Source organism: Solwaraspora sp. WMMD406, from assembly GCF_029626025.1.
GTDB lineage: Bacteria > Actinomycetota > Actinomycetes > Mycobacteriales > Micromonosporaceae > Micromonospora_E.
In genome coordinates this window covers 6,003,579-6,027,195 of record NZ_JARUBF010000001.1, presented here as the reverse complement: position 1 = coordinate 6,027,195, position 23,617 = coordinate 6,003,579, and the positions used below count along the sequence as shown (strand labels likewise).

The 23,617-nt window shown below is 69.7% G+C and carries 24 protein-coding genes and 1 pseudogene; 15 read left to right on the top strand and 10 right to left on the bottom strand.

The window, feature by feature from the left end; all coding sequences use genetic code 11:
• Positions 1 to 44: 44 nt before the first annotated feature.
• Positions 45 to 1,352 (bottom strand): ABC transporter substrate-binding protein, encoded by a 1,308-nt coding sequence (locus O7632_RS26795; RefSeq protein WP_278118263.1) that lies wholly within the window; start codon positions 1,350 to 1,352, stop codon positions 45 to 47.
• Positions 1,353 to 1,653: 301 nt separating this feature from the next.
• On the opposite strand from O7632_RS26795, the gene O7632_RS26790 reads away from it, so the two are divergent.
• Entirely contained in the window at positions 1,654 to 3,483 is a 1,830-nt protein-coding gene (locus tag O7632_RS26790; RefSeq protein WP_278118262.1) for a right-handed parallel beta-helix repeat-containing protein, read from the top strand.
• 238 nt (positions 3,484 to 3,721) lie between these two features.
• Positions 3,722 to 4,552 (top strand): phosphoribosylaminoimidazolesuccinocarboxamide synthase, encoded by an 831-nt coding sequence (locus O7632_RS26785; protein ID WP_278118260.1) that lies wholly within the window; start codon positions 3,722 to 3,724, stop codon positions 4,550 to 4,552.
• Between the two features lie 45 nt (positions 4,553 to 4,597).
• Here the strand turns inward: O7632_RS26785 and O7632_RS26780 are convergent, their stop codons facing one another.
• The 4 genes from O7632_RS26780 to O7632_RS26765 form a co-directional block, all read right to left on the bottom strand.
• A complete protein-coding gene (locus tag O7632_RS26780) occupies positions 4,598 to 5,239 on the bottom strand; it encodes a DUF4276 family protein (RefSeq protein WP_278118259.1) in 642 nt (213 codons plus the stop codon).
• Positions 5,236 to 6,663 (bottom strand): AAA family ATPase, encoded by a 1,428-nt coding sequence (locus O7632_RS26775; protein WP_278118257.1) that lies wholly within the window; start codon positions 6,661 to 6,663, stop codon positions 5,236 to 5,238. Before O7632_RS26775 ends, O7632_RS26780 begins: the two co-directional genes overlap by 4 nt.
• 187 nt (positions 6,664 to 6,850) lie before the next feature.
• Entirely contained in the window at positions 6,851 to 8,455 is a 1,605-nt protein-coding gene (locus O7632_RS26770) for an MFS transporter (protein WP_278118255.1), read from the bottom strand.
• 73 nt (positions 8,456 to 8,528) lie between these two features.
• Positions 8,529 to 9,119, bottom strand: a complete 591-nt coding sequence (locus O7632_RS26765; RefSeq protein ID WP_278118254.1) for an XRE family transcriptional regulator — start codon at positions 9,117 to 9,119, stop codon at positions 8,529 to 8,531.
• Positions 9,120 to 9,204: 85 nt separating this feature from the next.
• On the opposite strand from O7632_RS26765, the gene O7632_RS26760 reads away from it, so the two are divergent.
• Positions 9,205 to 9,846 carry a class I SAM-dependent methyltransferase gene (locus O7632_RS26760; protein ID WP_278118252.1) on the top strand — a complete coding sequence of 214 codons (642 nt, stop codon included), beginning with the start codon at positions 9,205 to 9,207 and terminating at the stop codon, positions 9,844 to 9,846.
• Positions 9,847 to 9,934: 88 nt separating this feature from the next.
• Here O7632_RS26760 and O7632_RS26755 read toward each other — a convergent pair whose 3' ends face one another.
• Positions 9,935 to 10,300, bottom strand: a complete 366-nt coding sequence (locus O7632_RS26755; RefSeq protein WP_278118250.1) for a hypothetical protein — start codon at positions 10,298 to 10,300, stop codon at positions 9,935 to 9,937.
• Positions 10,301 to 10,406: 106 nt separating this feature from the next.
• Here O7632_RS26755 and O7632_RS26750 point away from each other — a divergent pair, with 106 nt between their 5' ends.
• The 4 genes and pseudogenes from O7632_RS26750 to O7632_RS26735 all read left to right on the top strand — a co-directional run bounded on the left by O7632_RS26750 (position 10,407) and on the right by O7632_RS26735 (position 13,285).
• Positions 10,407 to 11,252, top strand: a complete 846-nt coding sequence (locus O7632_RS26750; RefSeq protein WP_278118248.1) for a helix-turn-helix transcriptional regulator — start codon at positions 10,407 to 10,409, stop codon at positions 11,250 to 11,252.
• Positions 11,253 to 11,259: 7 nt separating this feature from the next.
• On the top strand, positions 11,260 to 11,478 hold the full coding sequence (locus tag O7632_RS26745) for a DUF397 domain-containing protein (protein WP_278118247.1): 219 nt from the start codon (positions 11,260 to 11,262) through the stop codon (positions 11,476 to 11,478).
• A gap of 64 nt (positions 11,479 to 11,542) precedes the next feature.
• Positions 11,543 to 11,725: pseudogene (locus tag O7632_RS26740) on the top strand (DUF397 domain-containing protein); the annotation flags it as partial.
• Between the two features lie 90 nt (positions 11,726 to 11,815).
• Positions 11,816 to 13,285, top strand: a complete 1,470-nt coding sequence (locus O7632_RS26735; protein WP_278118245.1) for an ATP-binding protein — start codon at positions 11,816 to 11,818, stop codon at positions 13,283 to 13,285.
• A gap of 27 nt (positions 13,286 to 13,312) precedes the next feature.
• On the opposite strand, the gene O7632_RS26730 is transcribed toward O7632_RS26735, so the two are convergent.
• Entirely contained in the window at positions 13,313 to 13,645 is a 333-nt protein-coding gene (locus O7632_RS26730) for a YnfA family protein (protein WP_278118243.1), read from the bottom strand.
• A 324-nt stretch (positions 13,646 to 13,969) separates the two neighbouring features.
• Here O7632_RS26730 and O7632_RS26725 point away from each other — a divergent pair, with 324 nt between their 5' ends.
• The 3 genes from O7632_RS26725 (at position 13,970) to aspS (ending at position 16,249) form a co-directional block, all read left to right on the top strand.
• A complete protein-coding gene (locus O7632_RS26725; RefSeq protein WP_278118241.1) occupies positions 13,970 to 14,200 on the top strand; it encodes a type II toxin-antitoxin system VapB family antitoxin in 231 nt (76 codons plus the stop codon).
• Complete coding sequence (locus tag O7632_RS26720; RefSeq protein ID WP_278118239.1) at positions 14,197 to 14,601, top strand: PIN domain-containing protein; 405 nt, start codon at positions 14,197 to 14,199, stop codon at positions 14,599 to 14,601. The genes O7632_RS26725 and O7632_RS26720 overlap by 4 nt, the downstream gene beginning before the upstream one ends.
• Positions 14,602 to 14,944: 343 nt before the next feature.
• Positions 14,945 to 16,249 (top strand): aspartate--tRNA(Asn) ligase, encoded by a 1,305-nt coding sequence (aspS, locus tag O7632_RS26715; protein WP_278118237.1) that lies wholly within the window; start codon positions 14,945 to 14,947, stop codon positions 16,247 to 16,249.
• A gap of 62 nt (positions 16,250 to 16,311) precedes the next feature.
• On the opposite strand, the gene O7632_RS26710 is transcribed toward aspS, so the two are convergent.
• Positions 16,312 to 17,019 carry a class I SAM-dependent methyltransferase gene (locus O7632_RS26710; RefSeq protein ID WP_278118235.1) on the bottom strand — a complete coding sequence of 236 codons (708 nt, stop codon included), beginning with the start codon at positions 17,017 to 17,019 and terminating at the stop codon, positions 16,312 to 16,314.
• A 28-nt stretch (positions 17,020 to 17,047) separates the two neighbouring features.
• Between O7632_RS26710 and O7632_RS26705 the strand changes: the two genes are divergently transcribed.
• Positions 17,048 to 17,365: a hypothetical protein gene (locus O7632_RS26705; protein WP_278118233.1), complete on the top strand. Its 318-nt coding sequence runs from the start codon at positions 17,048 to 17,050 to the stop codon at positions 17,363 to 17,365.
• Here O7632_RS26705 and glpK read toward each other — a convergent pair.
• Positions 17,334 to 18,884 (bottom strand): glycerol kinase GlpK, encoded by a 1,551-nt coding sequence (glpK, locus tag O7632_RS26700; protein ID WP_278118231.1) that lies wholly within the window; start codon positions 18,882 to 18,884, stop codon positions 17,334 to 17,336. The genes O7632_RS26705 and glpK overlap by 32 nt on opposite strands.
• Before the next feature lie 64 nt (positions 18,885 to 18,948).
• Between glpK and O7632_RS26695 the strand changes: the two genes are divergently transcribed.
• Both O7632_RS26695 and O7632_RS26690 read left to right on the top strand, forming a co-directional pair.
• The gene (locus O7632_RS26695) at positions 18,949 to 19,923 is read left to right on the top strand and encodes an alpha/beta fold hydrolase (protein WP_278118229.1); all 975 of its coding nucleotides are present in this window, start codon (positions 18,949 to 18,951) and stop codon (positions 19,921 to 19,923) included.
• A gap of 77 nt (positions 19,924 to 20,000) precedes the next feature.
• Positions 20,001 to 20,939, top strand: a complete 939-nt coding sequence (locus O7632_RS26690) for a ribose-phosphate pyrophosphokinase (protein ID WP_278118227.1) — start codon at positions 20,001 to 20,003, stop codon at positions 20,937 to 20,939.
• A gap of 122 nt (positions 20,940 to 21,061) precedes the next feature.
• Here the strand turns inward: O7632_RS26690 and O7632_RS26685 are convergent, their stop codons facing one another.
• A complete protein-coding gene (locus O7632_RS26685; protein ID WP_278118225.1) occupies positions 21,062 to 21,547 on the bottom strand; it encodes an ATP-binding protein in 486 nt (161 codons plus the stop codon).
• A gap of 144 nt (positions 21,548 to 21,691) precedes the next feature.
• On the opposite strand from O7632_RS26685, the gene O7632_RS26680 reads away from it, so the two are divergent.
• Both O7632_RS26680 and O7632_RS26675 read left to right on the top strand, forming a co-directional pair.
• The gene (locus O7632_RS26680) at positions 21,692 to 22,894 is read left to right on the top strand and encodes a DUF5931 domain-containing protein (RefSeq protein ID WP_278118224.1); all 1,203 of its coding nucleotides are present in this window, start codon (positions 21,692 to 21,694) and stop codon (positions 22,892 to 22,894) included.
• Entirely contained in the window at positions 22,895 to 23,569 is a 675-nt protein-coding gene (locus tag O7632_RS26675) for a response regulator transcription factor (RefSeq protein ID WP_278118223.1), read from the top strand.
• The last annotated feature ends 48 nt before the right edge of the window (positions 23,570 to 23,617 follow it).

Genomic DNA, 23,617 nt, shown 5'->3' with positions numbered 1-23,617 from the left:
GCGAGACAGCGGTGCTCGGCACACCGCCGCGCCGAATGCCTGACTCAGCTGGCCAGGGCGGCGTTGGCCTGCGCGAGGAACTGCTCGGCGGCCTCCTGCGGCGTCGCGGAACCACTTTGCACGCTTTCCGCAGCGGTGATCAACAGGGCGCGGATCCGGGTGTGTCCGCGTGGCGGTGGGACCGGGGCGGGGCCGAACAGCTCGGCCATCTCCTGTTCGAACGCGACCGAGGCCTGCATCTTGTCATCGGCGAGCGTCGCCTGAACGGTACGGCGTACCTCCAGGTTGGAACTGAGGCCGCGCTCGGTGCCGAGGATCCGGCCGGCCTGCGGGTCGTTGACCAGGAAGTCGATGACGTCGACGACGGCGTCGGGATGCCGGGTGCCCCGGAAGCCGGCCCAGTACATCGACGCGCGTGCCCACTGGCCACTGGGGTCGCCGGGATAGGAGACGACGCCGAGTTCGTCGCTGGTGTACTTCTGCAGCTCGGCGAGTTGGTTGGACCACATGAACGACGTGGCCGCCGCCCCGGTGGCGACCAGTTGCTGGGTCACGTCACCGTTGTTCGCGGAGCGGATCACCTCGGCGGCGGGAGTGGCCTCGCGGGCACGGGCCTGCGCCCACAGCTCGAACCAGGCGGTCAGGTCCTGGACGCCGAAGCCCATCTGCCGGCCCCGGTAGAGTTCCAGGTCCTGCGAGCGGAGCCAGAGCCAGAGCGCCTTGTAGTCGGCCGACGGGTCCATCGTCCCGGCCACCGCGCCGTCGGTGAGCCCGGTGATCTCGGCGGCCCAGTCGATGAGCTCCTCGTAGGTCATCCCGATCGTCGGTTCGGCGACGCCGAGCTCGTCGACCAGGGTCTTGTTGTAGACCATGCCGGGAGTGTTGGCCGCTGCGGCCACCGCGACGGTCCGCCCGGCGATCTGCCCGTACTGGACCAGGCTGCTGGGAAACCCGGACAGGTCCAGTGCGCCGCTGTCGACGTGGTCGGTCAGGTCGAGTACGACGTCGCGGTCGGCGTACTCGGTCAGGTAGTTGTCGTCGATCTGGAACAGGTCGGGTGTGTTGCCGGCCGCCGCCTGGCTGGCCAGTTTGTCGTAGTAGCCGCTGTTGCCCTGCCAGGTCACGGTGAAGGTGACACCGGGGTTGCGGGCGGCGTAAACGTCCAGCGCCTGCTGGGTCAGCTCGGCGCGGCGTTCGCCGCCCCACCAGAAGACGGACAGCTCCACCGGCCCGGTTTCGGTCGTCTCCTCGGCCTCGCCGGTGCCGCAGGCGGCGAGTCCGATGGCGACGGTGACGGCGACCGCTAGTGTGCGGATGAGCGCTCTGCGTGTCGGGGCGGTGGATCGTGACACGGGTTTCTCCTGATCAGGGCCGGGGTGTCGGGCGGCTCGACCATTTAGGCAAGGGAGTCGGCGGGTGTCAACGGGCCGATCGGCTGGTCGTCGCCGCTATTGCATCGACGCATTGACATGTCGGTGAAGTGGTCGTAGCGTCCTGGAGTGCGGAAAGCGCTTTCCGTGCTGGGATGGGTCGCACCGACACATTCCGTCCGCACGTGCCGTCGCGCCGTGCTCGTCGCACCGCTTCCGCCGCGCTGCCCCCAAGTGGTGTACCGAACCCGTCCAGCTCGTCCTTGCACAGGAGGCGCCGCACATGAGCCACCATGCCGGACCGACCAGCCGGCGACGCCGCTGGCTGCCCGTACTCGCCGCAGCGGTGGCCACCGTCCTGATCGCCGCCAACGTGACCAGTGCATCCGCCGCGACCCTGTTCGGCGACGACTTCGAAGACGGCAACACCTCCGGCTGGTCCAAGTCCGGCGGCACCTGGAGCGTGGCCGACGACGGATCCCGCGTACTGCGCCAGTCCAAGGCCGACGCCGGCCTCGCCCGCATGTTCGCCGGCTCCAGCAGTTGGACCGACTACCGGATCCAGTCGCGGGTCAAGCCGTTGAGCTGGACGACCAGCGCCGGCTTCGCCGGCATCGCGGCCCGCTCGCCCGGCTCCACCAGCTTCGACCGGCTGGCGCTGTTCGACGGGCGGGTCGAACTGCAGGCCGTACGCAGCGGATCCGTCACGGTGCTCGGCACCGCCGTCAGATCCGTCACCACTGACAGCTGGGCGACCCTGACCCTGGAGGTCTCGGGGGACACCGTTCGGGGCTGGGTGGACGGTGACCTGGTCGGCTCCGGCACCAGCCAACGCGCCCAGGGCCGGATCGGCGTGCAGACCAACCAGGCGACCGCGTCCTTCGACGACGTGGCGGTCACCACGATCGGCGGCGGCCCGACACCCGGCCCGACCCTGTCGGCTTCCCCGTCTCCGTCGACCTCCCCGTCGGTGTCGCCGTCGGCGTCGCCGACGTCGCCTTCCGGCCCCGGTGACGAACTGATCGTGGCCACCACCGGCGACGACGCCAACCCCGGTACGCTCGCCCAACCGCTGCGTACCGTGCAACGCGCCGTCGACCTGGCCCGACCGGGCACCACCATCCGGCTGCGCGGCGGCACCTACGCCCCCACCACCAACATCCGGATCCTCACCTCCGGCACCGCCGACGCGCCGATCACCCTCACCCGGTACGGCACCGAACGGGTGCTCATCGACGGCGAGCAGATGCCACACACCCCAGCCCCGCTGGGCGGCAGCATCCCCAACATCGAACGCGGCGCCATCCACATGCAGGCGTCGTACTGGCGGCTCGTCGACCTGGAGATCGCCAACGGTCCGTACGGTGTCTACTGCCGCACCTGCCACCACAACGTCTTCCAGCGCCTGACCACCCGCGACAACTACGAATCCGGCCTGCAGATCCAGGGCGACGCCACGTACAACCAGGTCATCGACCTCGACGCGTACGGCAACCGGGACCCGCGCAAGAACGGCGAGAGCGCCGACGGCCTGGCCATCAAGGAGGGCACCGGCGTCGGCAACGTCGTCCGGGGCGCGCGGCTGTGGAACAACGTCGACGACGGCTTCGACGCCTGGATGTTCCGGTCACCGATCCTCATCGAGAACTCGGTCGCCTGGGGCAACGGCGTCAACCGGTGGGGCTTCCCCGACTTCGCCGGCGACGGCAACGGCTTCAAGATGGGCGGCGGGATAACCGACGCGATACCGCACACCGTCCGTAACAGCATCGCGTTCGCCAACGCCGTCGACGGGTTCATCGACAACGGCAACCCGGGCGCGCACCGCTTCGACCGCAACACCGCCTGGAACAACGGTCGCAACGGCTTCACCGTCAACCGGTCGTCGTCGGTGCTGACCGGCAACCTGGCGGCGACCAACCCCACCCCGGTGTCGCTCGGCTCGTCCACCGGTAGCGGTAACTCGTGGAACATCGGCGGCACCTGGACCGACGCGTCACTGGTCAACACCGACCCGTCGACGATCACCGGGCCACGCCACCTCGATGGCACCATCCCTATGTCACCATTCCTGCATCCGATCGGCCAGCCCCACCTCGGCGCCCGCCTGTAGCGCCGAGGCGACGGGTGTAGCGCCGGGACGGCTTACGCAGTGCCGGCGCGACAGGCTCATGAACCCCGGTACGCCGCCGATCCGGGAACTTCGGCGGCGTACCGGTCGGCCAGGCGGCATCCCCCCACGCCTGGCTGGCCCGTCCGCCCGTCGGCTGAGGGGCGGACGGGCCCTTCAGCCGACGGGCGGGCGGTGACACCGGGCGATCCGCATCCGTCGTCATGATGTACTTGCCGGCGTGGAACTGCTGCACTCGGGCAAGGTCAGGGACGTGTACGCCGACGGCGACGACCTGATCCTGGTCGCCTCGGACCGGATCAGCGTGTACGACGTGGTGCTGCCCACGCCGATCCCGGACAAGGGCAAACTGCTCACCGCGCTGTCACTGTGGTGGTTTGAGCAGCTCGCCGACCTGGTGCCGCACCACGTCGTCGCCGCCACCGACGTACCGGCCGAGTTCGCCGGGCGGGCCATCCGCTGCCGCCGCCTGGACATGGTGTCCGTCGAGTGCATCGCCCGCGGCTACCTCACCGGACTGGGCTTGAAGGAGTACGAGAAGTTTGGCTCGGTCTCCGGCATCGCGCTGCCCGCCGGCCTGGTCGAGGCGTCAAAGCTGCCCGAGCCGATCTTCACCCCGACCACCAAGGCGCCCGTCGGCGAGCATGACGAGTTCGTCACGTACGCCGACGTGGTCGCCCAGGTCGGCGCGGAGACCGCCGAGCGGCTGCGGCAGATCACCCTGGACGTCTACCGGCGCGGTGCGGCGCTGGCCGCCGAGCGTGGCCTGATCGTCGCCGACACCAAGATCGAGCTGGGCTGGGCGTCGGACGGCACCCTGGTCCTCGCCGACGAGGTGCTGACCAGCGACTCGTCCCGGTTCTGGCCGGCCGACGCGTACCAGCCGGGCCGTGCCCAGTTCTCCTTCGACAAGCAGTACGTGCGGGACTGGGCGGCCGCCACCGGCTGGGACAAGCGCCCGCCGGCCCCGGAGGTGCCGGCGGAGATCGTCGAGGTGACCCGGGCCCGCTACGTCGAGGTCTACGAACGGATCACCGGCCGCACCTGGTGACGAACCGATCCCGTCCGGTCAGGTCGGTGGGGACGGGTAGGCTGATCAGCCCTGCATCGCCGGTACGGCCTCGTCGATGTCGATCAGCAGTTGGTTCCAGCTCGTCAGCTTGGAAACGGGTCCGAATCTGTCGAGACGTTCGAGCAGTTGTCGCCGGTGCTGCGGGAACCGCTTACGCAGGTTCTCCCGCCGCCGTCCAGTCACCTCGGCTGCCCGAAGGAGGCACTGCTGCAGGATCTCCTTGGGGTCGGCGCGGTTCTCGACCTCGTGCGGCCGGGGAAGTTGAAGATCCATCTTCCCGCGAGGATTGCCGGCGACCTGGCGGATGAGTGTCTCATCGAGGAGGAGCCAGGCTTCCGTCATCCGTACCGGGACAACCGGTATCACCGTGCTTCCGGCGGCGACAGTCGATGCCGCGCCAGCGATCTCCCGGCGTCGCGCGTCGGCCCCGATGGTGTCGGCGTCGCGGTGGACGACCACGATGTCCACCGGTCCGCCGGTCAGCCGCAGGCCTGCGTGGATCTTGGACTGCACGTCGCGCTCCACCCGTCCGAGCAGGGCGAAGTCCGGCCGGCTTAGAAACAGCTCGACACCGCGGTCGAGAAACAGGGTCTCGATGAGATCCGCCAACGGCAGGTCCGAGGTGCCTTCCGAAACGAACAGTCCGCGATACGTCCGGCTTGTCATCCGACCATGTCCAGTGGCAGGCGAAGCTGGGCACCCGGCGGTGCGGCCAGGAAGGCGACGACATCGGCCTCGGAGAAGGTCGGCTCGCCCGGTGCGGCCCGCCAGGATTGCCGGAACGGCAGCAGCGACAGTCTCCGGGTGATGGCCGAATCGGGCGTCCTGCGCGCCCGGACCTCGGCCAACAGCAGGTCCTCGCCCTGACAGAGCTGAACGACGCCGGGCGAGTGCGTGTTCACGATGACCTGGCGAAACGGATTGTCGTCGTCGGGTGCTTCGGTCGGATCCACGGCGAGATCCCGTACCAACTCCACCATCGCCGGTAGGTTGGCGGGATGGATGCCGTTCTCGGGCTCCTCCATGGCGATCAGCCCGGTGAACGTCGGATCCTCAAGGAGTACGCAGAGCGCCAGGAAGCGCAGCGTTCCCTCGGAGAGCGCCCGAGCCGGCAGCCGTAGTCCGCCTTTCTCTTGAAGAAAGAGCGTGAACACTTCCCGGACCGGATCGAGCTCGACGGTGAGTCCTTCGACCGCGACGCCGCTGAGGTCCGCCAGGCGTCCCGCGACCCGTGCGTACACCGCTTCCGGGCCCATGTCGTGCGGTCCAACCGGCTGCTCGTGCGCCATCCGGTACAGGGTCGCGGCGAGGTGCCGACCGTCGGTACCCAGCGAGCGGGGGTCGGCGAGCCCGTCCGGCGTACGCAGAGCAGTTGGTTCCAGCGCGAGCCGCCGCCAACTCTGCATCTCCCGACGGGCGGCGAGAATCGTCGGATAGTCGTTGGTGGTGACCGTGCTCAGCACCGTTCGTCCGGCCCGACCAGCTGCTCTCGGCTGCGGTTTGCCGAAGCTGCCGCCGTCGCCGTGCACGTTGATGACCGTGCCGCCTTCGCGATGCTCTGTTGACAGGAAAGCGCCGCCGCGACGCTCGCCACGGATGACCGTACTGCGGAACTTCTTCGCACTGTGGTCGAACCGGATGTGCCGCGCCGCTTCTCCCCGTCGGATGTGGCGAAGCTCCTCACCGAGCAGGCTCAGTCGGCCAATGCTGGCGGCATGGGCAGGTTGTTCGAACCCGAGGACGACTTCGTAACGAAGAAAGGTCGTCGTGGGTTGGGCCGGCGCGCCGAGGTCGTCCTCTACCTCCGCCGGCACGATCATCTCTGCGGCAAGTCTGATTCGGTGCTCGTGATCGCGGTAGCCGTCCCAGAACAGATCCCGAGGGTCGCCGCCGCGCATGCCTGATGCGCCTCGAACCCGCTGCGAGGCTTCGACGAGCGGCTCGGACGCGAGGTACGAGAGAAACTCGATCGCGTCGAAGACGTTGGACTTGCCCATGCCGTTGGCACCGGCTATGCAGGTGAAAGGGCCGAATTCGATGGATACGTCCACCAGGTTCTTGAAGCCCTGCACCTCCAGCCGAGTCAGCATTATCGAAGCTTAACCGTGCGCTCACCGGCCACGCCGACGCCTTGCCGACGGCCAGGTTCCCTGCCGCCCCGCCCGCCGGTTGGACCACAGAAAACAACGTGACGCGGGCCCGCTACGTCGAGGTCTACGAACGGATCACCGGCTGCACCTGGTGAGCCCCGCTCACCAGGTGCAGCCGTACCCTCGATCACATCACCTGTTCCGGCGACGGTGGTGGCTGCTCGGCTCGTGGCCGACGCTGCGGACCCCGGGCGAGCACGTAGCCGAACAGCAGCGCCATCACCCCGACGCCTACCCACATCGCCTGCTGCCAGCCGTCGACGAACGACTGCTGCGCGGCTCGGACCAGCTCGTCGGCGTACGGGCCGGCGTCGTCAGCGGCGGCGAGGGCGGTGGCGATGCCCTCCCGGGCGGTGTCGGGCGCGTCGACAGGCAACTCGTCGAGCCGGGGACCGACGGCGGTGCGGTAACCGGCGGACACGATCGCCCCGAGCAGGGCCACGCCGAGCGCGGCACCGAACTCCCTGGTGACGTCGTTGAGCGCGGACGCGGTGCCCTGGCGGGCGCGGGGCAGGGCGCTGGTGATCGCCTCGGTGGAGGGGGTCATCGACAGGCCCATGCCGAGCCCCATGGCGAGCATGCCGGGCAGCACCGACAGGTAGCCGCCGTCGACCGAGACGAAGCTGGCCATCAGGGCCAGGCCCGCGCCGGCGAGGAGGATCCCGGTCGACATGGTCGCGCGGGCGCCGACCAGCGCGGCCACCCGTGGGGCGAGGCCCGAGGCGACCATCATCAGCAGGGCTATCGGCATCATCGCCAGCGTGGAGCGCAGCCCGGACCAGCCGAGGACGGCCTGGAAGTACGGGAAGAGCACGACGAAGATGCCCGCCTGCACGCCGAACACCGCGAGCAGCGCCACCGAACCGCTGGACAGCCCCCGGTCGCGGAACAGCCGGACGTCGAGCAGCGGCGCGCGCCGACGCAGTTCCCAGGCGACGAAGACGACGGCACCGACGACGCCGACGAACAGACCCACCAGCGTGGCGGGTGCGGTCCAGCCGTGTTCCGGGCCCTCGTGCAGGACGAAAATGAGTCCGACGGCGGCCAGCACCGACGACAGCGAACCGATGGCGTCGAACGGGTTGTCCGAGTCCTCGCGGGAGTTCGGGACGTACCGGATGGTCAGGCCGGCGGCCACGACGACCAGCGCGACCGGGAGGGCGAACAGCCAGCGCCAGTCCGCCACGTCGACCAGCAACGCCGACAGGTACATGCCGAGCAGGCCGCCGCCACCGGCGACACCGGTCCACACCCCGATCGCCCGGGACCGTTCCTGATCCGGGAAGGTCGAGGTGATCACGGCCAGCGTGATCGGCATGATCATCGCCGCGCCGACGCCGCTGAGGAGCCGCGCGGTGAGCATTGTTCCGGTCGAGGCGGCGAGGCCGGCCGCAGCGCTGGCCGCGCCGAAGACGGCCAGGCCGGCGAGCAGTACGGGTTTGCGGCCCCACCGGTCGCCGACCGCGCCGAGCGGCAGCAGCAGCGCGGCCAGGGTGATCGTGTAGATGTTGATGATCCACAGGACGGTGCCCTGCGAAGCGCCGAACGCGACGGCGAACTCCTGCTGGGCGACGCCCAGCCCGGTGACGGATGAGATCACCGCCATCAGCGCGATGCAGACCGCGACGAGGACGGCGCGGCGTCGGCGTGGATCGTGGATCGTCGGGTCGGAATCGGCCGCAGCGGCTTCCGTCCCGGCGGACACCTGCGGAGACAGGCTTGGAGAGGTCATGCGGGAAAGCTAGCCCGGCCTTGCTCTATCGGCATTAGGTCTTGCGATAATGGCAAGACCAGGCTGGGTGTAGCTAACTGGGTGGCGCATCGCTCGACGACTGGGCGTGTGCCCGTTCGCCGTCCTGGTCGAAGATGGTGAGGATCTCGACCGGCCCGTTCACCGCACCGATGGAGTGCGGGATCATCGTGGAGAACTCCGCCGCGTTCCCCGGACCGACCGGGATCTGCCGCTCACCCAGGTGTAGCAGTGCGGTGCCGCTGAGTACGAAGAACCACTCCCGCCCCGGGTGCACGCTCAGATGCCCAGGCCCGGTACGCCGCTCCGGGGTGATCCGCATCTTCGCCACCATGCTGCCGCCGTGCTGCCCCGAGCTGCGTGACAGCATCCAGGTGGCCAGGCCCGGCTCCTGGTGGCTTATCGGCCGGATGATCACATCGGCGTCGTCGACCGGCTCGACGAGCTGATCGATCGTGGTGTCCAGTGCCCTGGCCAGGGCGACAAGCTGGTCCAGGTCGATCCGCCGGTGGCCGGTCTCGATGCGGCTCACCGTGGACGGGCTGAGGTGGCACCGGGCGGCGAGTGAGTCGAGGCTCCACCCGCGCGCCTGCCGCAGACCACGGATGCGCTGCCGGACCACCTCGGAAAGATCGACCTCTGACACGCCACCATGTTAGGCGCTCTCGACCAAATCTTGCGGAAAACGCATGACCCCTTCCGATTTTCGGAAGACTCACTACCGTCGAGACATGAGCAACGACACCCACGCCGATCATCCCGCGTTCAGCGCGCACTGGTGGGAGCAGCACTATCAGGCACACCCGACGGGACACGTCTCGCCGGGACCGCAGCTGGTCGCCGAGGTCGCGGACCTGCCCCCGGGTACGGCGCTCGACGCGGGCTGCGGCACCGGCGCCGACGCGATCTGGCTGGCCAGCCGAGGTTGGCAGGTGACCGCCGTCGACGCCTCGCCGACTGCGGTCGGCCGCGCCAAGGAACTCGCCGCGCAGCAGGATCCGGCCGTCGCGCAGCACGTCACCTGGCTCGCCGCCGACCTGACCAGCTGGGAGCCGTCGCAGCGCTACGACCTGGTGACCAGTCAGTACGTGCACCCCGACCTGCCGTTCGACCAGTTCGTGGCACGGCTGGCCGCCGCCGTCGCCCCCGGCGGGACGCTGCTGGTCGTCGGCCACGACCACGCCGACACTCACTCGGCGACCCACGCCCCGAAGACTGCGTCGATCGGCTTGGACACCATCGTCGGGTCCCTGCCCGATGCCCAGTGGGAGGTGGCCGTCGCGGAGTCCCGGACCCGCGAGGTGCACCACGAATCGAAGCAGCTGACCATCCACGACTTCGTCGTCCGGGCCCACCGCACGCCGTCACCCTGAGAAACCGCGCTGTACGTTGCCGGGCTGGCCGATCACGGCCAGCCCGGCAGCCGTTCGTCTGTACGCAGTTCGCCGTCCTGGCGGCGCGTCAGCTCCCGCCGTCGGCGTAGGGCAGCTCCACGTGCGCCGTCCAGTAGCAGAGGTCGGCCCGGTGCTCGACCAGCGTGACCGGCTTGCCGCAGTGCTCGGAGATCAGCGTCGCCGCCTCGTCGAGGTCGGATACGTCCGCCTCCCAGTGGCGGTCCAGGTAGAGCTTGAGCCCCGGGTTCTCCCGACCGAGGTCGAGGATCTCCGCCTCCTCCGGCGGCACCAGGATCACCGTGTAGCGGGCTGCCGTGTGCTCCGCCTCGCTGAGCTGATCGGGCAGGTCCGGGCCGGGCCGGAAGCAATCGATCACCGACGGGATCGGCCCCGGACTGTCCGCCGGGTCGTACGCCCGTACCTTCACCAACATCACTGGCTCACCTCACTCAGGCTGTATCTCTTAAAGAAGCAACGTTGCATACAACATGGCTACGGCGGTAGCCTCCTGTCAAGAGGTTGGGGACAGGAGGATTTCGATGACCAAGCCAACGCCGCCCACCATCGCCATCCGTGGCCTCGCCGGCGAACTGCGCACGCTGCGGCAGAGCAGGAAGCTGAGCGTCCGTGGGGTGGCGGCGAGACTCGGCTGGCCGGCGTCGAAGTTGTCCAGAATGGAGACCGGTCGGCAGGGCAGCAAGCTGGAGGACGTCGCATCCCTGCTGGTCATCTACGGTGTCACCGGGGAGGAACGGCAGCGGCTGCTCGCCATGTCGGAGCGCTCCGAGCCCGGCTGGTGGGAGGTGCTGGGCGGTCTCCCGGTCGAGTCCCGGACGTTGATCCAGCTGGAGGCCGAGGCGTCGGCGATCGTCGACTTCGAACCGCTGCTTGTGCCGGGGCTACTGCAGACCCCCGACTACACCAGAGCGCTCCTGCGGGATTCTGGCTTTTCGGAGGCCGACACGCAGACCAGAGTCACCGCTCGGCTGGGGCGCCAAGCCATCCTGGCGAGATCCGAACCACCTGCACTGCACGCGATCCTGGACGAGGCGGCGCTGCGTCGGCCGCTCGGCGGTCCGTGGGTGATGGGTCGGCAACTGGGACATCTCGTGAATGCCGCCGACCGTCCGAACGTCACCCTGCAGGTCGTGCCATCGTCGGTTGGTGGCTACACAGGTCTGGACGGCGCATTCGCCATCCTCGACTTCCCCCGTAACCGGACGGTCGTGCACCTTGAGCACAAGATCTCCGGGTTGTTCCTGGAGGAGCCCGAGCAGGTGAGCTTCTTTCGCGAGGAACTGGATAAGGTGCTCACAGTGGCGCTGAGCCCTGCCGAGTCGATCGACCTGGTGGTCCGGCTCGCGGCTGAACACGAGCGTGAGTGAGGCGAGGATGGACGCAGCCGACCTGTCGGGCCGGGCGTGGCGCAAGTCGAGCCGGAGCGGCACCAACTCCAACTGTGTCGAGGTGGCTGGGCTCGCTGGCCTTGACGCGCGCGGCGTCGTTGTGCGGGACTCGAAGGATCCGTACGGTCCGGTGTTGTCCTTCTCTGGTGACTCCTGGACCGGCTTCGTGACCGCTCTCCGGCGCGGCGACACCGCCTTGGCCTGACCTGCCCTGCGTCGAGTTGAGGGCTGACGCACGTTAAACGCGAAAATAAGGTGCGCCAGCCCTCAAGTCGAGCCGGAGCGGCACCAACTCCAACTGTGTCGAGGTGGCTGAGCTTGCTGGCCCTGACTTGCCCGGCGTCGTTGTGCGGGACTCGAAGGATCCGTACGGTCCGGTGTTGTCCTTCTCTGGTGACTCCTGGACCGGCTTCGTGACCGCTCTCCGGCGCGGCGGCACCGCCTCGGCCTGATCCAGCCGAGCCGCCCGCCTGCAAGGGCTCACCTCAAGTGTAAGTAGAGTTATAGTAACTGTACTTATAGTAGTGCGACGGGGTGGTGAGGTGGAGAAGCCGGCGGAGATCTTCGACCGTGACGTTGAGTGGGACGAATTGGTCCGGTTCGCGCGTCTGCCGCAGGGCGGGGCGACGCTGGGCGTGGTCTCCGGCCGTCGTCGTCAGGGCAAGACGTTCCTACTCGACGCACTGGTACGGGCGGCTGGCGGGTTCATGTTCACAGCCACGGAGTCGTCCGAGGCTGACGCATTGCGCCAGTACGGTGAGGCGCTCGGCGGCTATCTGGGTGAGGCGACGCCGCTGCGGTTCGCGAACTGGGACGAGGCGGTCACCCGGACGATGACGCTCGCCCCTGCCGGGCCGCTGCCGGTGGTGATCGACGAGTTCCCGTTCCTGGCCCGAGTCAGTCCGGCGTTGCCGTCGATCATGCAGCGGGCGCTCGATCCGGCGGGACAGCGGTCCAACACCCAGGTGCGGCTGCTGCTGTGCGGTTCGGCGCTGTCGTTCATGGGCGGCTTGTTGTCGGGCACCGCGTCGCTGCGGGGACGGGCCGGCCTGGAGTTGGTGGTCCGCACACTGGACTACCGGGCTGCGGCCCGGTTCTGGGGGATCGCCGATCCACGCACCGCCCTGCTGGTCAACGCGATCGTCGGCGGTACCCCTGCCTATCGGCACGAGTTCACACAGGACGACTCGCCGGCCGGGCCGGACGATTTCGACGACTGGGTGGTGCGGGCCGTGTTGAACCCGGCCCGCCCGCTGTTCCGGGAGGCCCGCTACCTGTTGGCGGAGGAGCCGGACATCCGGGACCCCGCGTTGTATCACTCGGTGCTGGCGGCGATCGCGGACGGTCGTACCCGCCGTGGGGAGATCGCGAACTTCCTGGGCCGGCAGCCGTCCGACCTGGCCCACCCGTTGGGGGTGCTGGAGGACGTCGGCCTGGTCGTGCGGGAGGACGACGCGTTCACAAGCAACCGGGGCGTCTACCGGGTCGCCGAGCCGCTGCTCGTCTTCTACCACGCCGTGATGCGCCCGGCCTGGGGCGATCTGGAACGTACCGGCCGGTCGCGGCAGGTCTGGCCCCGGCTGCAGCGCACGTTCCTGAGCAAGGTCGTCGGCCCGCACTTCGAGACGATCTGCCGCGAATGGACCCGCTGGGAAGCCGATCCGGACGTTCTCGGCGGTTTTCCGACCCGGGTGGCTGCCGGTGTCGTCAACGACCCCGCCGCCCGCACGCGGCATGAGGTGGACGTGGCGGTCTTCGGCCGCGACGAGCAGGGCAGCGAGGAACTCCTCGCGATCGGCGAGGCCAAGTGGCAGGCAACCGTCGGGACCGGCCACCTGCAACGCCTTGTACACATCCGTGACCTGTTGCGTGGTCGCGACGGGGTCCGGGCCGACCGGTGCCGGCTGCTGCTGTTCAGCGGCGGCGGCTTCGCCGAAGACCTCCGAGCCGTGGCGGCCACGGACCCCGGCGTCCGGCTTGTCGACCTGGACCGCTTGTACGCCGCGAATTGACCCTGAGCGGCAGACCGTACCGCTGGCTCAGCCGCGTGGGGCGTACATGATGACGGCGACGCCGATCAGGCAGATCACCGCGCCGGTGATGTCCCAGCGATCCGGCCGGAACTTGTCCACCACGACGCCCCAGGCGAGCGAGCCGGCGACGAAGACCCCGCCGTAGGCGGCGAGGATCCGGCCGAAGTTCGGATCCGGCTGTAACGATGCCGCGAACCCGTACAGCCCGAGCGCCATTACCCCGGCGGCGATCCACAGCAGGCCACGGTGCTCCCGCCAGCCCTGCCAGATCAGCCAGGCCCCGCCGATCTCGGCGACTGCGGCGAGCACGAACAGGACGAGGGAGCGTGCGACGGTCACGACGCCGACCCTACCCAGCCGGCGGCGCGACGACGGCAGCGCGAGCTACGGCAACAGCAACGTTCGCTACATCTGGCCGGCGGAGTGTGACCTGATGGCCCGGCTCGCCGGCCTGACGCTGGAGCAGCGGGTAGCGGACTGGGACGGCTCGCCGTTCACCTCCGACAGCGAGAAACACGTATCTGTCTGGCATAAGCCGGCTCGCAGCTCTGGTGATGCCTGACGACCCGGGCATGCCGTAACGGACGGCTACCGCCAGGGCAACACCGACGATGGAGACGATGCTAGGCTGGTATCTCGATATCTAGCAGGTGGGTGAGATATATGAGTCGCACCGTGATCGACGTCGACGACGAGATGCTGCTCCGCGCTCAGCGTGCCCTGCGGACCACCACCAAGCGGGACACGGTGAACGCCGCGCTTGAGCTGGCCGCCGCTGTCGATGCCAACCGTCGAGCCGAGTTGCTGGAGTCCTTCCGCGAACTACTCGTCCGGCTCGATGTCGACCTCATCGAGCAGGACGAGGCTGACGATCACAAGGACATCGCGGCGTGACCTACCTGGCCGACACCTCGATGGTGGTCCGCCTTCGACGGAGACAGGACATCGCTCCGCAGTGGCTCGACGCGGTCCGTGCTGGCCTCGTCGCGGTCTGCCCTCCTGTCGAGGCGGAGCTGACTCGGGCGGTGGCCAGCAAGGCAGACCGTGATCAACTGCAGGCCACCCTCCGCTCACTGTTCGCCTGGCACCCCATGCCGGACAGCGCCTGGGGCTTCGTCGAACGTACCCAACACGAACTGGTCAACCTTGGGAACAACAAAGGTCCATCGGTAGTCGACCTCCTCATCGCCGCCACCGCACAAGCCTGGGGCCTGACCGTTCTACACATCGACAGCGACTTCGACACGATCGCGGCCGTGACCGGGCTGCGGGTCCGGCGCGCGGACCGTGTCTGACCGGTCGGAATCAGGATGCGGACGGCGACCCCGTACCGCTAACGTCTGCAGGCAACAGCGATGACGGAGCCGAGTAGCGGTTGCGCCCACCGGAGTGACAGAGAGCCGCCCACAGCTGAGAGGGCGGACTCCGGCCCAGCCGTGAAGACCCTCCTGAGCTGCGGGAAAGAACGGCCCGTCCGGGCTCAGTAGACTCCCGCCGACTCGCCCACGTCACGGGTAAGCGAAGGCCGCGCCGCCGGCACCACGCGGTGGCGCGGTGAAGGTGTGGTGGCACCGCGAGGATCCCGCTCGCCCACACCTCTCTGGGGACGCGTTGCGCACACCGGAGGAGGTCACCACCATGCAACGCATCCTTTCCGCTCAACTCCCTGCCCACGTTGGCCAGCCCGTACGGTTGGCTGGCTGGATTCACCGGCGGCGGCTGCTGAAATCGGTCGCTTTCCTGATCCTGCGGGACGCCGCCGGGCTCGCCCAGGTCGTCGTCACCGACCCGGCGGTACGGGCACAGCTCGAAGAATTGCCGGAGGAGACCACCGTCGCCGTCACCGGTACCGCGACCGCCCAGCCGGCGGCCCCCGGTGGCGTCGAGGTCACCGGTCCGACGATCACGCCGCTCAGCGACCCAGCTGCGCCCGTACCGTTTGATCTTTATCGACCGGATTTGCGGGCCAACCTGCCGACGATCCTGGACCACGCGCCGGTCGCGCTGCGGCACCCGAAGCTGGCGGCCACGCACCGGATCGCGGCGGCCGCCGTCGCCGGCTTCCGGGACACCCTGACCGGCATGGGGTTCGTCGAGATCCACACCCCGAAGATCGTCGGTACGGCGACCGAGAGCGGCGCGAACGTCTTCGCCCTGGACTACTTCGGCCGCCGGGCCTACCTTGCCCAGTCCCCGCAGCTCTACAAGCAGATCATGGTGGGTGTCTTCGAACGGGTCTTCGAGGTCGGGCCGGTGTTCCGGGCCGAGCCGAGCGACACCGCGCGGCACCTGGCGGCGTACACGTCGCTCGACGCCGAACTCGGCTTCGTCGAGGACCACCGGGACGTGATCGCCGCCTGCCACGCCACCGTCGCCGGCATGCTGGCGACGGTCGCCGAACGCGCCGGGCCGGCGCTGGAGTCGCTCGCCGTACGGCTGCCGGAGCTTCCGGCCGAGCCGGTGATCGTGCACTTCACCGACGCCCTCGACATGATCAGCGCGGCGACCGGCCGGGACGTCACCGGCGAGCCGGACCTGGCACCGGAGCACGAACGCTGGCTGGGGGAGTGGGCGCTGCGCGAGCACGGCAGCGACTTCGTCTTCGTCGAGGGCTACCCGACCCGGCACCGGGCGTTCTACACCCATCCGGACCCGGCCCGGCCCGGCCACTCGCGCGCGATCGACCTGATCTTCCGGGGCGTGGAGCTGGTCAGCGGCGGGCAGCGGCTGCACCGGTACGGCGACTACGTCGACGCGCTCGCCGAGCGGGGCGAGACCGACCTGACCCCGTACGCCGGTTATCTGGACGCGATGCGGTACGGCATGCCGCCGCACGGCGGCTTCGCGTTCGGGTTGGAACGTTTCGTGGCCCGGCTGCTCGGCGTGCCGAACATCCGGCAGGTCACGCTCTTCCCGCGTGACCTGCACCGGCTCGCCCCCTGACCCCGAGTGGTGGTGTCGTCCGGTGCCCCGCGACCAGCGGGGCACCGGACCACCGCCTGTCGTCAGGGCCGCCGGAACCGGACGGCGACGAAAGACGGCGACTGGCGCAGCTTGTGGTAGGCCGCCTCGTCGACGTCACGCAGGCTGGGCACCGGGCGTGGCTCGACGAGCCGCTCCAGGCTGAAGCCGGCGTCCAGCAGCTCGCCCAGGAACGTCTCCAGCGTCATACGTTGGTAGCGGATCGACAACGCGCCGCCGGCCAGTGGAAGGTCGACCCAGTCGTCGGTGAAGTACGAGCCGCCGAAGCGCCGCCAGTCGGCGGTCGGGTGGGTCGTGGAGATCAGCAGCCATCCGCCCGGACGCAGCACCCGTCGTAGCTCGCCCAGCAACTGCCGTCGGTTGGCGACGTGGTGCAGCATCAACGCGCAGATCACCCCGTCGAACGACGCGTCGTCGATGAAGTCGAGCGGGTCTTCGGCGTCGTGCCGGTGCAGGTCGGCCCGGTCGCCCAACCTGCGCCGGGCGTGGTCCAACAGTGTCGAGCTGCCGTCGATCCCGACGACCTCGGCACCGCGCGACAGCAGCTCCGCCGCGTAATGTCCGGCCCCGCAGCCGACATCGAGGATCCGCTGCCCGCCGACGTCCCCGCCGACGTCGCCGGTGAGAGCGAGCATCGCCGGCCGGTCGACATAGGCGTTGTACGGGCTGGTGTCGGCGTGTCGGGCGAAGTGGTCGCCGAGCTCGTCGTCGTACGCGGTGCGGGTGGGCATCGGGACAGCATCGCGCCAGTCGCCGTTGATGACGAACGGTTTCGGTGGCGGCGGCAGAACGGCGGCCCGGCGCAGGATTCCGTACGTGGCGGTGATCGGTGCCTGGGAGGCGCCGTACGGTCGGGTCGCGTTGCGGTTGCGCGACGGCCGGCAGCTGCCGGCGATGCCCGGTGCCGACGCGGTCGCCATCATCGCCTCGGCGGTCGCCATCATCGCCTCGGCGGTCGCGCACCGCTCGGCCGATTTGCTGCCGCCCGACGAGGCGCTCAGCCGAGCCGACGAGAAGGACAGCCGAGCCGATGAGGAGCTGGCCGTCAGTCGTCGACCCAGTCGAGGGTACGGCTGACGGCCTTGCGCCACTGGGCGTACTCGCGGTCCCGGTGCGCCGCCGACATCGCCGGCCGCCAGTGCGCGTCGGCCCGCCACTGGGCGCGCAACGTGTCCAGGTCCGGCCAGAAACCGACCGCCAACCCGGCCGCGTACGCCGCCCCGAGACAGGTCGTCTCGCTGACCGCCGGACGCACCACCGGCACGTCGAGCACGTCGGCCAGGAACTGCATCAACAGCCCGTTGGCGGTCATCCCACCGTCGACCCGCAGCCGGCGCAGCGCCACGTCGGAATCGGCGTTCATCGCGTCCACCACCTCCCGGGTCTGCCACGCCGAGGCTTCCAGCACCGCGCGGGCCAGATGCCCCTTGGTGATGTAACCGGTCAATCCGGCGACCACGCCCCGGGCGTCGGCCCGCCAGTGCGGGGCGAACAGCCCGGAGAACGCCGGCACGATGTAGCAGCCGCCGTTGCCGTCGACGCTGCGAGCCAGCTCCTCGATCTGCGCCGCGCTGGAGATCAGCCCCAGGTTGTCGCGCAGCCACTGCACCAGCGACCCGGTCACCGCGATCGCACCCTCCAGCGCGTAGTGGGCCGGGGCATCACCGATCTGGTACGCCACCGTGGTCAGCAGCCCGTGCTGTGAGGTGACCGCACTCGTACCGGTGTTGAGCAGCAGGAAACTGCCGGTGCCGTAGGTGCATTTGGCCTCGCCGGGCTGGAAGCAGGTCTGCCCGAACAACGCCGCCTGCTGGTCACCGAGGGCACTGGCGACCGGTACGCCGGCCAGCGCTCCGCCGGCGACGTCGGCGTCCGTCGTACCGTAGACCGTCGCCGACGAGACGATTTCCGGCAGCATCGCGGCCGGAATGCCCGCCGCGGCCAGGATTTCGTCGTCCCAGCGCAGCGTGTGCACGTCCATCAGCAGCGTCCGGCTGGCGTTGGTGACGTCGGTGACGTGCCGGCCGGTCAACTTCCAGATCAGCCAGGATTCCATCGTGCCGAACAGCACCTCGCCGCGTTCGGCCCGCTCGCGCAGCCCGTCGACGTGTTCCAGCAGCCACATCGCCTTCGGCCCGGCGAAGTACGTCGCCAGCGGCAGTCCGGTGCGTTCCCGTAGCCGCTGCTCGCCGACGGCCGCGCCGAGCCGCCGCAGCTGCGGGCCGGTACGGGTGTCCTGCCAGACGATCGCGGGGTGCACCGGCCGGCCGGTGGTCCGGTCCCACACCACGGTGGTCTCCCGCTGGTTGGTGATGCCGATCGCGGCCAATCCACCAGCGTCGGCGTCGGCGTCGGCCGCGCCGCCGATGCCAGCGTCGGCGAGGGCCTGCCGGACGACCTGCTCGACGTTGGCCCAGATCTCGTCGGCGTCGTGTTCGACCCAGCCGGGGCGGGGGAAGATCTGCCGGTGTTCGCGCTGGGCCATGGTGACGATCGTGCCGTCGGCGTCGAACACGATGCATCGTGACGAGGTGGTGCCCTGGTCGATGGCGGCGATGTACCGTCCGGCGGCGGCCGGGCTGCTCTGCGCGGTCATCAGGCCAGTATGGCCATGGACATCGGACTCCATCCGCCCCGCCGTCGCTGGTAGCGTGCCGCTCATGGCCTGGTTCGATCTTCCCCTCGATCGGCTGCGGCGTTACCAGCCCGAGCTGACGCCGCCGGCCGATCTGCGCGCGTTCTGGGACGACACGCTGTCGGACGCCCGGTCGATGGCGGCGAAGCCGGTGGCCACCCCGGTGGCCACCCCGTTGCGTGCGATCGACACGTACGACGTGAGTTTCACCGGCTTCGCGGGTCAGGAGATCAAGGCCTGGCTCAACGTGCCGTCGGGTGCCGCCGGGCCGCTACCGGTCGTCGTCCAGTTCATCGGGTACGGCGGCGGCCGGGGCCGCCCGCACGAGTGGCTGCTCTGGGCGTCCGCCGGTTACGCCCATCTGGTGATGGACACCCGCGGCCAGGGCGGTTCGTGGCGGGGCGGCGACACCCCGGATCCCGGTCCGGACGGGTCCGGACCGGCCACTCCCGGCTACCTCACCCGAGGCGTGCTCGATCCAGCCGGCTACTACTACCGTCGGCTGATCACCGATGCCGCGCGGGCCGTGGAGATCGCCGGTGACCTGCCGGGCGTCGACGGATCCCGGTTGGCCGTGGTCGGCGCCAGCCAAGGCGGCGGGCTGGCGTTGGCCGCCGCCGCGTTGGCCGGGGACCGGGTCCGGGCGGTGGTGTCCCAGGTGCCGTTCCTGTGCCAGATCCGGCGGGCGGTGACGATCACCGACGCGGATCCCTACAACGAGCTGGTCCGGTTCTGCCGGCTGCAACCAGAGCGCGCCGCCGCCGCGTTCGCCACGGTCGACTACGTCGATGCCGCGCACCTGGTGCCGTGGGCGACCGCACCGGCGCTGTTCAGCGCCGCGTTGATGGACCAGACCTGCCCGCCGTCGACGGTCTTCGCCGCTTACCACGCGTACTCCGGCCCGAAGGAGATCGAGGTGTACGAGTGGGACGACCACGAGGGCGGCCGGGCCCATTTCGACCAACTGTCGATCGAGTTCGTCCACAAGCAGCTCGGCTAGGCCACGGCGGGTGGCGGCCCGGGTACGGCGACCGTGGTGTGGGTGGCGTCGACGGCGGCTGACCTACGATGTACGGCGTGCGCGACATTGCGGTTTTCAGCGGCAGTGCCCACCCCGAGTTGGCGGCCGAGATCTGCGCTCACCTGGACGTCCCGCTGCAACCGGTACGGGTGTCCCGGTTCGCCAACGACTGCCTGGAAGTGCAGCTGCAGGCGAACTGCCGCGAGCGGGATGTCTTCCTGATCCAGCCACTGGTGCCGCCGGTACAGGAACACCTGGTCGAGCTGCTGCTGATGCTCGACGCCGCCCGGGGGGCCTCAGCCGGGCGGATCACCGTGGTGCTGCCGCACTACGCCTACGCCCGTTCCGACAAGAAGGACGCCCCGCGAATCTCGATCGGTGCCCGGCTCGTCGCCGACCTGCTGGTGTCCGCCGGTGCCGACCGGGTGCTCGCGATGACCCTGCACTCGCCGCAGGTGCACGGGTTCTTCAGCGTCCCCGTCGACCACCTGCACGCGCTCCGGGAGTTGGCCGCGCACTTTCGCGGCCACGAATTGGCCGACACGGTGGTCGTTTCGCCCGACCTCGGCAACGCCAAGGAGGCTGCTGCCTTCGCCCGGATGCTTGGTCTCCCGGTGGCGGCCGGTGCCAAGCAACGTTTCAGTGACGATCGGGTGCAGATCAGCGCCGTGATCGGTGACGTCGTGGACCGCGACGTGATCGTCCTCGACGACGAGATCGCCAAGGGCAGTACGGTGATCGAACTCATCGACCACCTGCGCGACCTCAAGGTCCGGTCGATCCGGATCGCCTGCACCCATGGGCTGTTCTCCAGTGGCGCCCTCGACCGGCTGAGTAGCCAGGAGGGGGTCCTGGAGATCGTCTGTACCAACACCGTGCCGATTCCGGAGGGCAAGCGGGTGCCGAAGCTGCAGGTGCTCTCCGTGGCGCCGGCACTGGCCGAGGCGATGCGGCGGATTCACAACGGCGAGTCGGTCAGCGCGTTGTTCGCCTGATCGGCGGGCTGCCGCCGTCGCGGCGCGGCGCTGTGCCGGGATGGCAGCTGGCGTGTGGCGACGGGCTGGCGTGTGGCGACGGGGCGGCGCAGGGTCTGTACGGCTACGACGCGGGCGGCCGGTCAGCTGCCGGGCGGAGCCTGCCCGGCCGGCTCCCGACCGGCGGAGCCGGTGGCGGGGACACTGAGACTGATCCGGACGGTGGTGCCGCTGGAGCTGGTCGCCACGGCCATGGTGTCGGTCAACCGCTCGGTGAGCCACAGCCCCCAGCCGCCTGCGGTGTTCGGCGCGGGTCGATCCCGGTTGTGCAGTCGGTCGGTCTCGATCCCGTGGCCGTTGTCGGATACCTCGCAGACCATCGAGTGTGCCTCTCGCCACATCCGCAGCCAACCGCGCCCGCCACCATGACGTACGGCGTTGGTGATCAGCTCGTTGACGGCCAGGACGAAGTCGTCCAGCCGCTGCCCGTGCATGCCGGCGCTCAGTGCGCAGGATGCGACGCGGTGCCGGAGGTCAGTGACCTGACCCCGGTCGAAGGTCTCGCTGAGTAGATCCGTCGGGTCGATAGGCACGACCGTAGCCGATGACGGGGGATCCGCGTCGGTCATGAATCCATCCGGCTGAAGATAGGAAGGTATTTTATTGTCATTTTCCCCCTAGATCGGGTCAGCCGCCAACCGGACCTCGCATCCGGTACGGCCGACTGCGGCGACCGGTTCGCCATCGCGCAGCTCCTGTGCCATCGTCGTCGGGTGCACCAGAGCCCCTCGCCGCCGGGCACCCTGTTGGTGCCGCTCTGGCGCGCCATCGCGGTCTTCCGGTTCACCGCCCTCGGCTACGTACTGGTGCTCTACGTCCGCAACCTGGGCGACTACGCACACCCTCTGATCGCGATCCCGGTCCTCCTGGGCATGATCGCATGGACCGTCGTCGCCGCCTACGCGTACGCCCGACCGGCGTCGCGCCGCTGGCCGTTGCTCGCCGCCGACCTGGCGGTGGCGCTGACTACCCTGCTGATCAGCCCGTGGGTGATCGGCCGGCCGGCGCTCGCCGACGGCGTCCCCACCCTGGCCGTCGCCTGGCTCGCCGCTCCGGTCCTCGCCTGGGCCGTCGCCGGCGGCCGTCGTCTCGGTGTGGTCGCGGCCCTGATCCTCACCGCGGCCGATCTGGCGGTACGGGAACGGCTCAACGAATCGTCGGTCACCCCCGGCGTGCTGATGCTGCTGGCCGGAATCGCTGTCGGCCACGTCGCCCGGCTCATCGAGCAGGCCGAGCAGCGGCTGCAACGTGCCGTGGAACTCGAAGCCGCGACCCGGGAACTGGCCGCCGCGACCCGAGAACGGGAACGCCTGGCGCGCGACATCCACGACTCGGTGCTCCAGGTCCTCGCGATGGTCGCCCGGCGCGGCGCCCACCTCGACGGGGAAGCCGGCGAACTGGCCCGGCTCGCCGGCGAACAGGAATCGGCCCTGCGCGCACTGGTCGCCAGCCGGGGCGCGGCTGGCGGCGAATCGGCCACCACCGCGCCGAGCGCCCCCCGGCCGACCGACCTGCGTACGGTGATCGCCAGCTACGAGTCGCCCACGGTGACCGTCGCCACCCCCGCCGACCCGGTCCGGCTCCGCGCGAACGCCGTCGACCAGATCGGGGCCGCCGTCGCGGCCGCGATCGACAACGCGTCCCGGCACGGCGGCCCGGGTACCCGGTGCTGGGTGCTGGTCGAGGAGGAGGAAGGGGTCGTCACCGTGTCGATCCGGGACGACGGGTGCGGCATCCCGCCGGGCCGGCTCGACGAGGCCGCCGCCGCAGGCCGGCTCGGCGTGAGCCAGTCGATCAAAGGCCGGATCGTCGAACTGGGCGGGACGGTGCGAATCCTCACCACCGTGGGCGAGGGTACGGAGATCGAGTTGCGGGTGCCGACGACGGCTACCCGACCCGGGACCGAGGAGCGGTAGATGGGCGGCGACCAGCCGACAGACGACAGCGGCCCGATTCGCGTCATGGTGGTCGACGACCATCCGATGTGGCGCGAAGGAGTGGCCCGCGACCTGTCCGAAGCGGGACACGAGGTGGTGGCCACCACCGGCGAGGGCCGCCAGGCGATCCGGATCTGCCAGGCGACCCGCCCGGACGTCGTGGTGCTCGACCTGCAGCTGCCCGACATGTCGGGTGTCGAGGTGATCCGGGGGCTACTCGCGGCCCAGCCGGGCGTCCGGGTCCTCATGCTTTCCGCCAGCGGGGAACAGCAGAGCGTCCTGGATGCGGTGAAGGCCGGCGCGACCGGCTACCTGCTCAAGTCGGCCAGCCCGGCGGAGTTCCTCGACGCCGTACGCCGCACCAGCGTCGGTGACACCGTCTTCACCCCCGGGCTGGCCGGGCTGGTGCTCGGCGAATACCGCCGGCTCGCCGCCGCGCCGAATCCGGGCGGTGACGAACCCCGATTGACCGATCGGGAGACCGAGGTACTGCGCCTGGTGGCGAAAGGGCTGTCCTACAAGCAGATCGCGACGCGGCTCGGGCTGTCCCACCGTACGGTGCAGAACCACGTGCAGAACACCCTCGGCAAGCTGCAACTGCACAACCGGGTCGAACTCACCCGCTACGCGATCGAGCAGGGCCTCGACGAATAGGCGACCGGGTAGCAGGGTGGGTCATCCCGCGCATGTTCCGGATCTTGC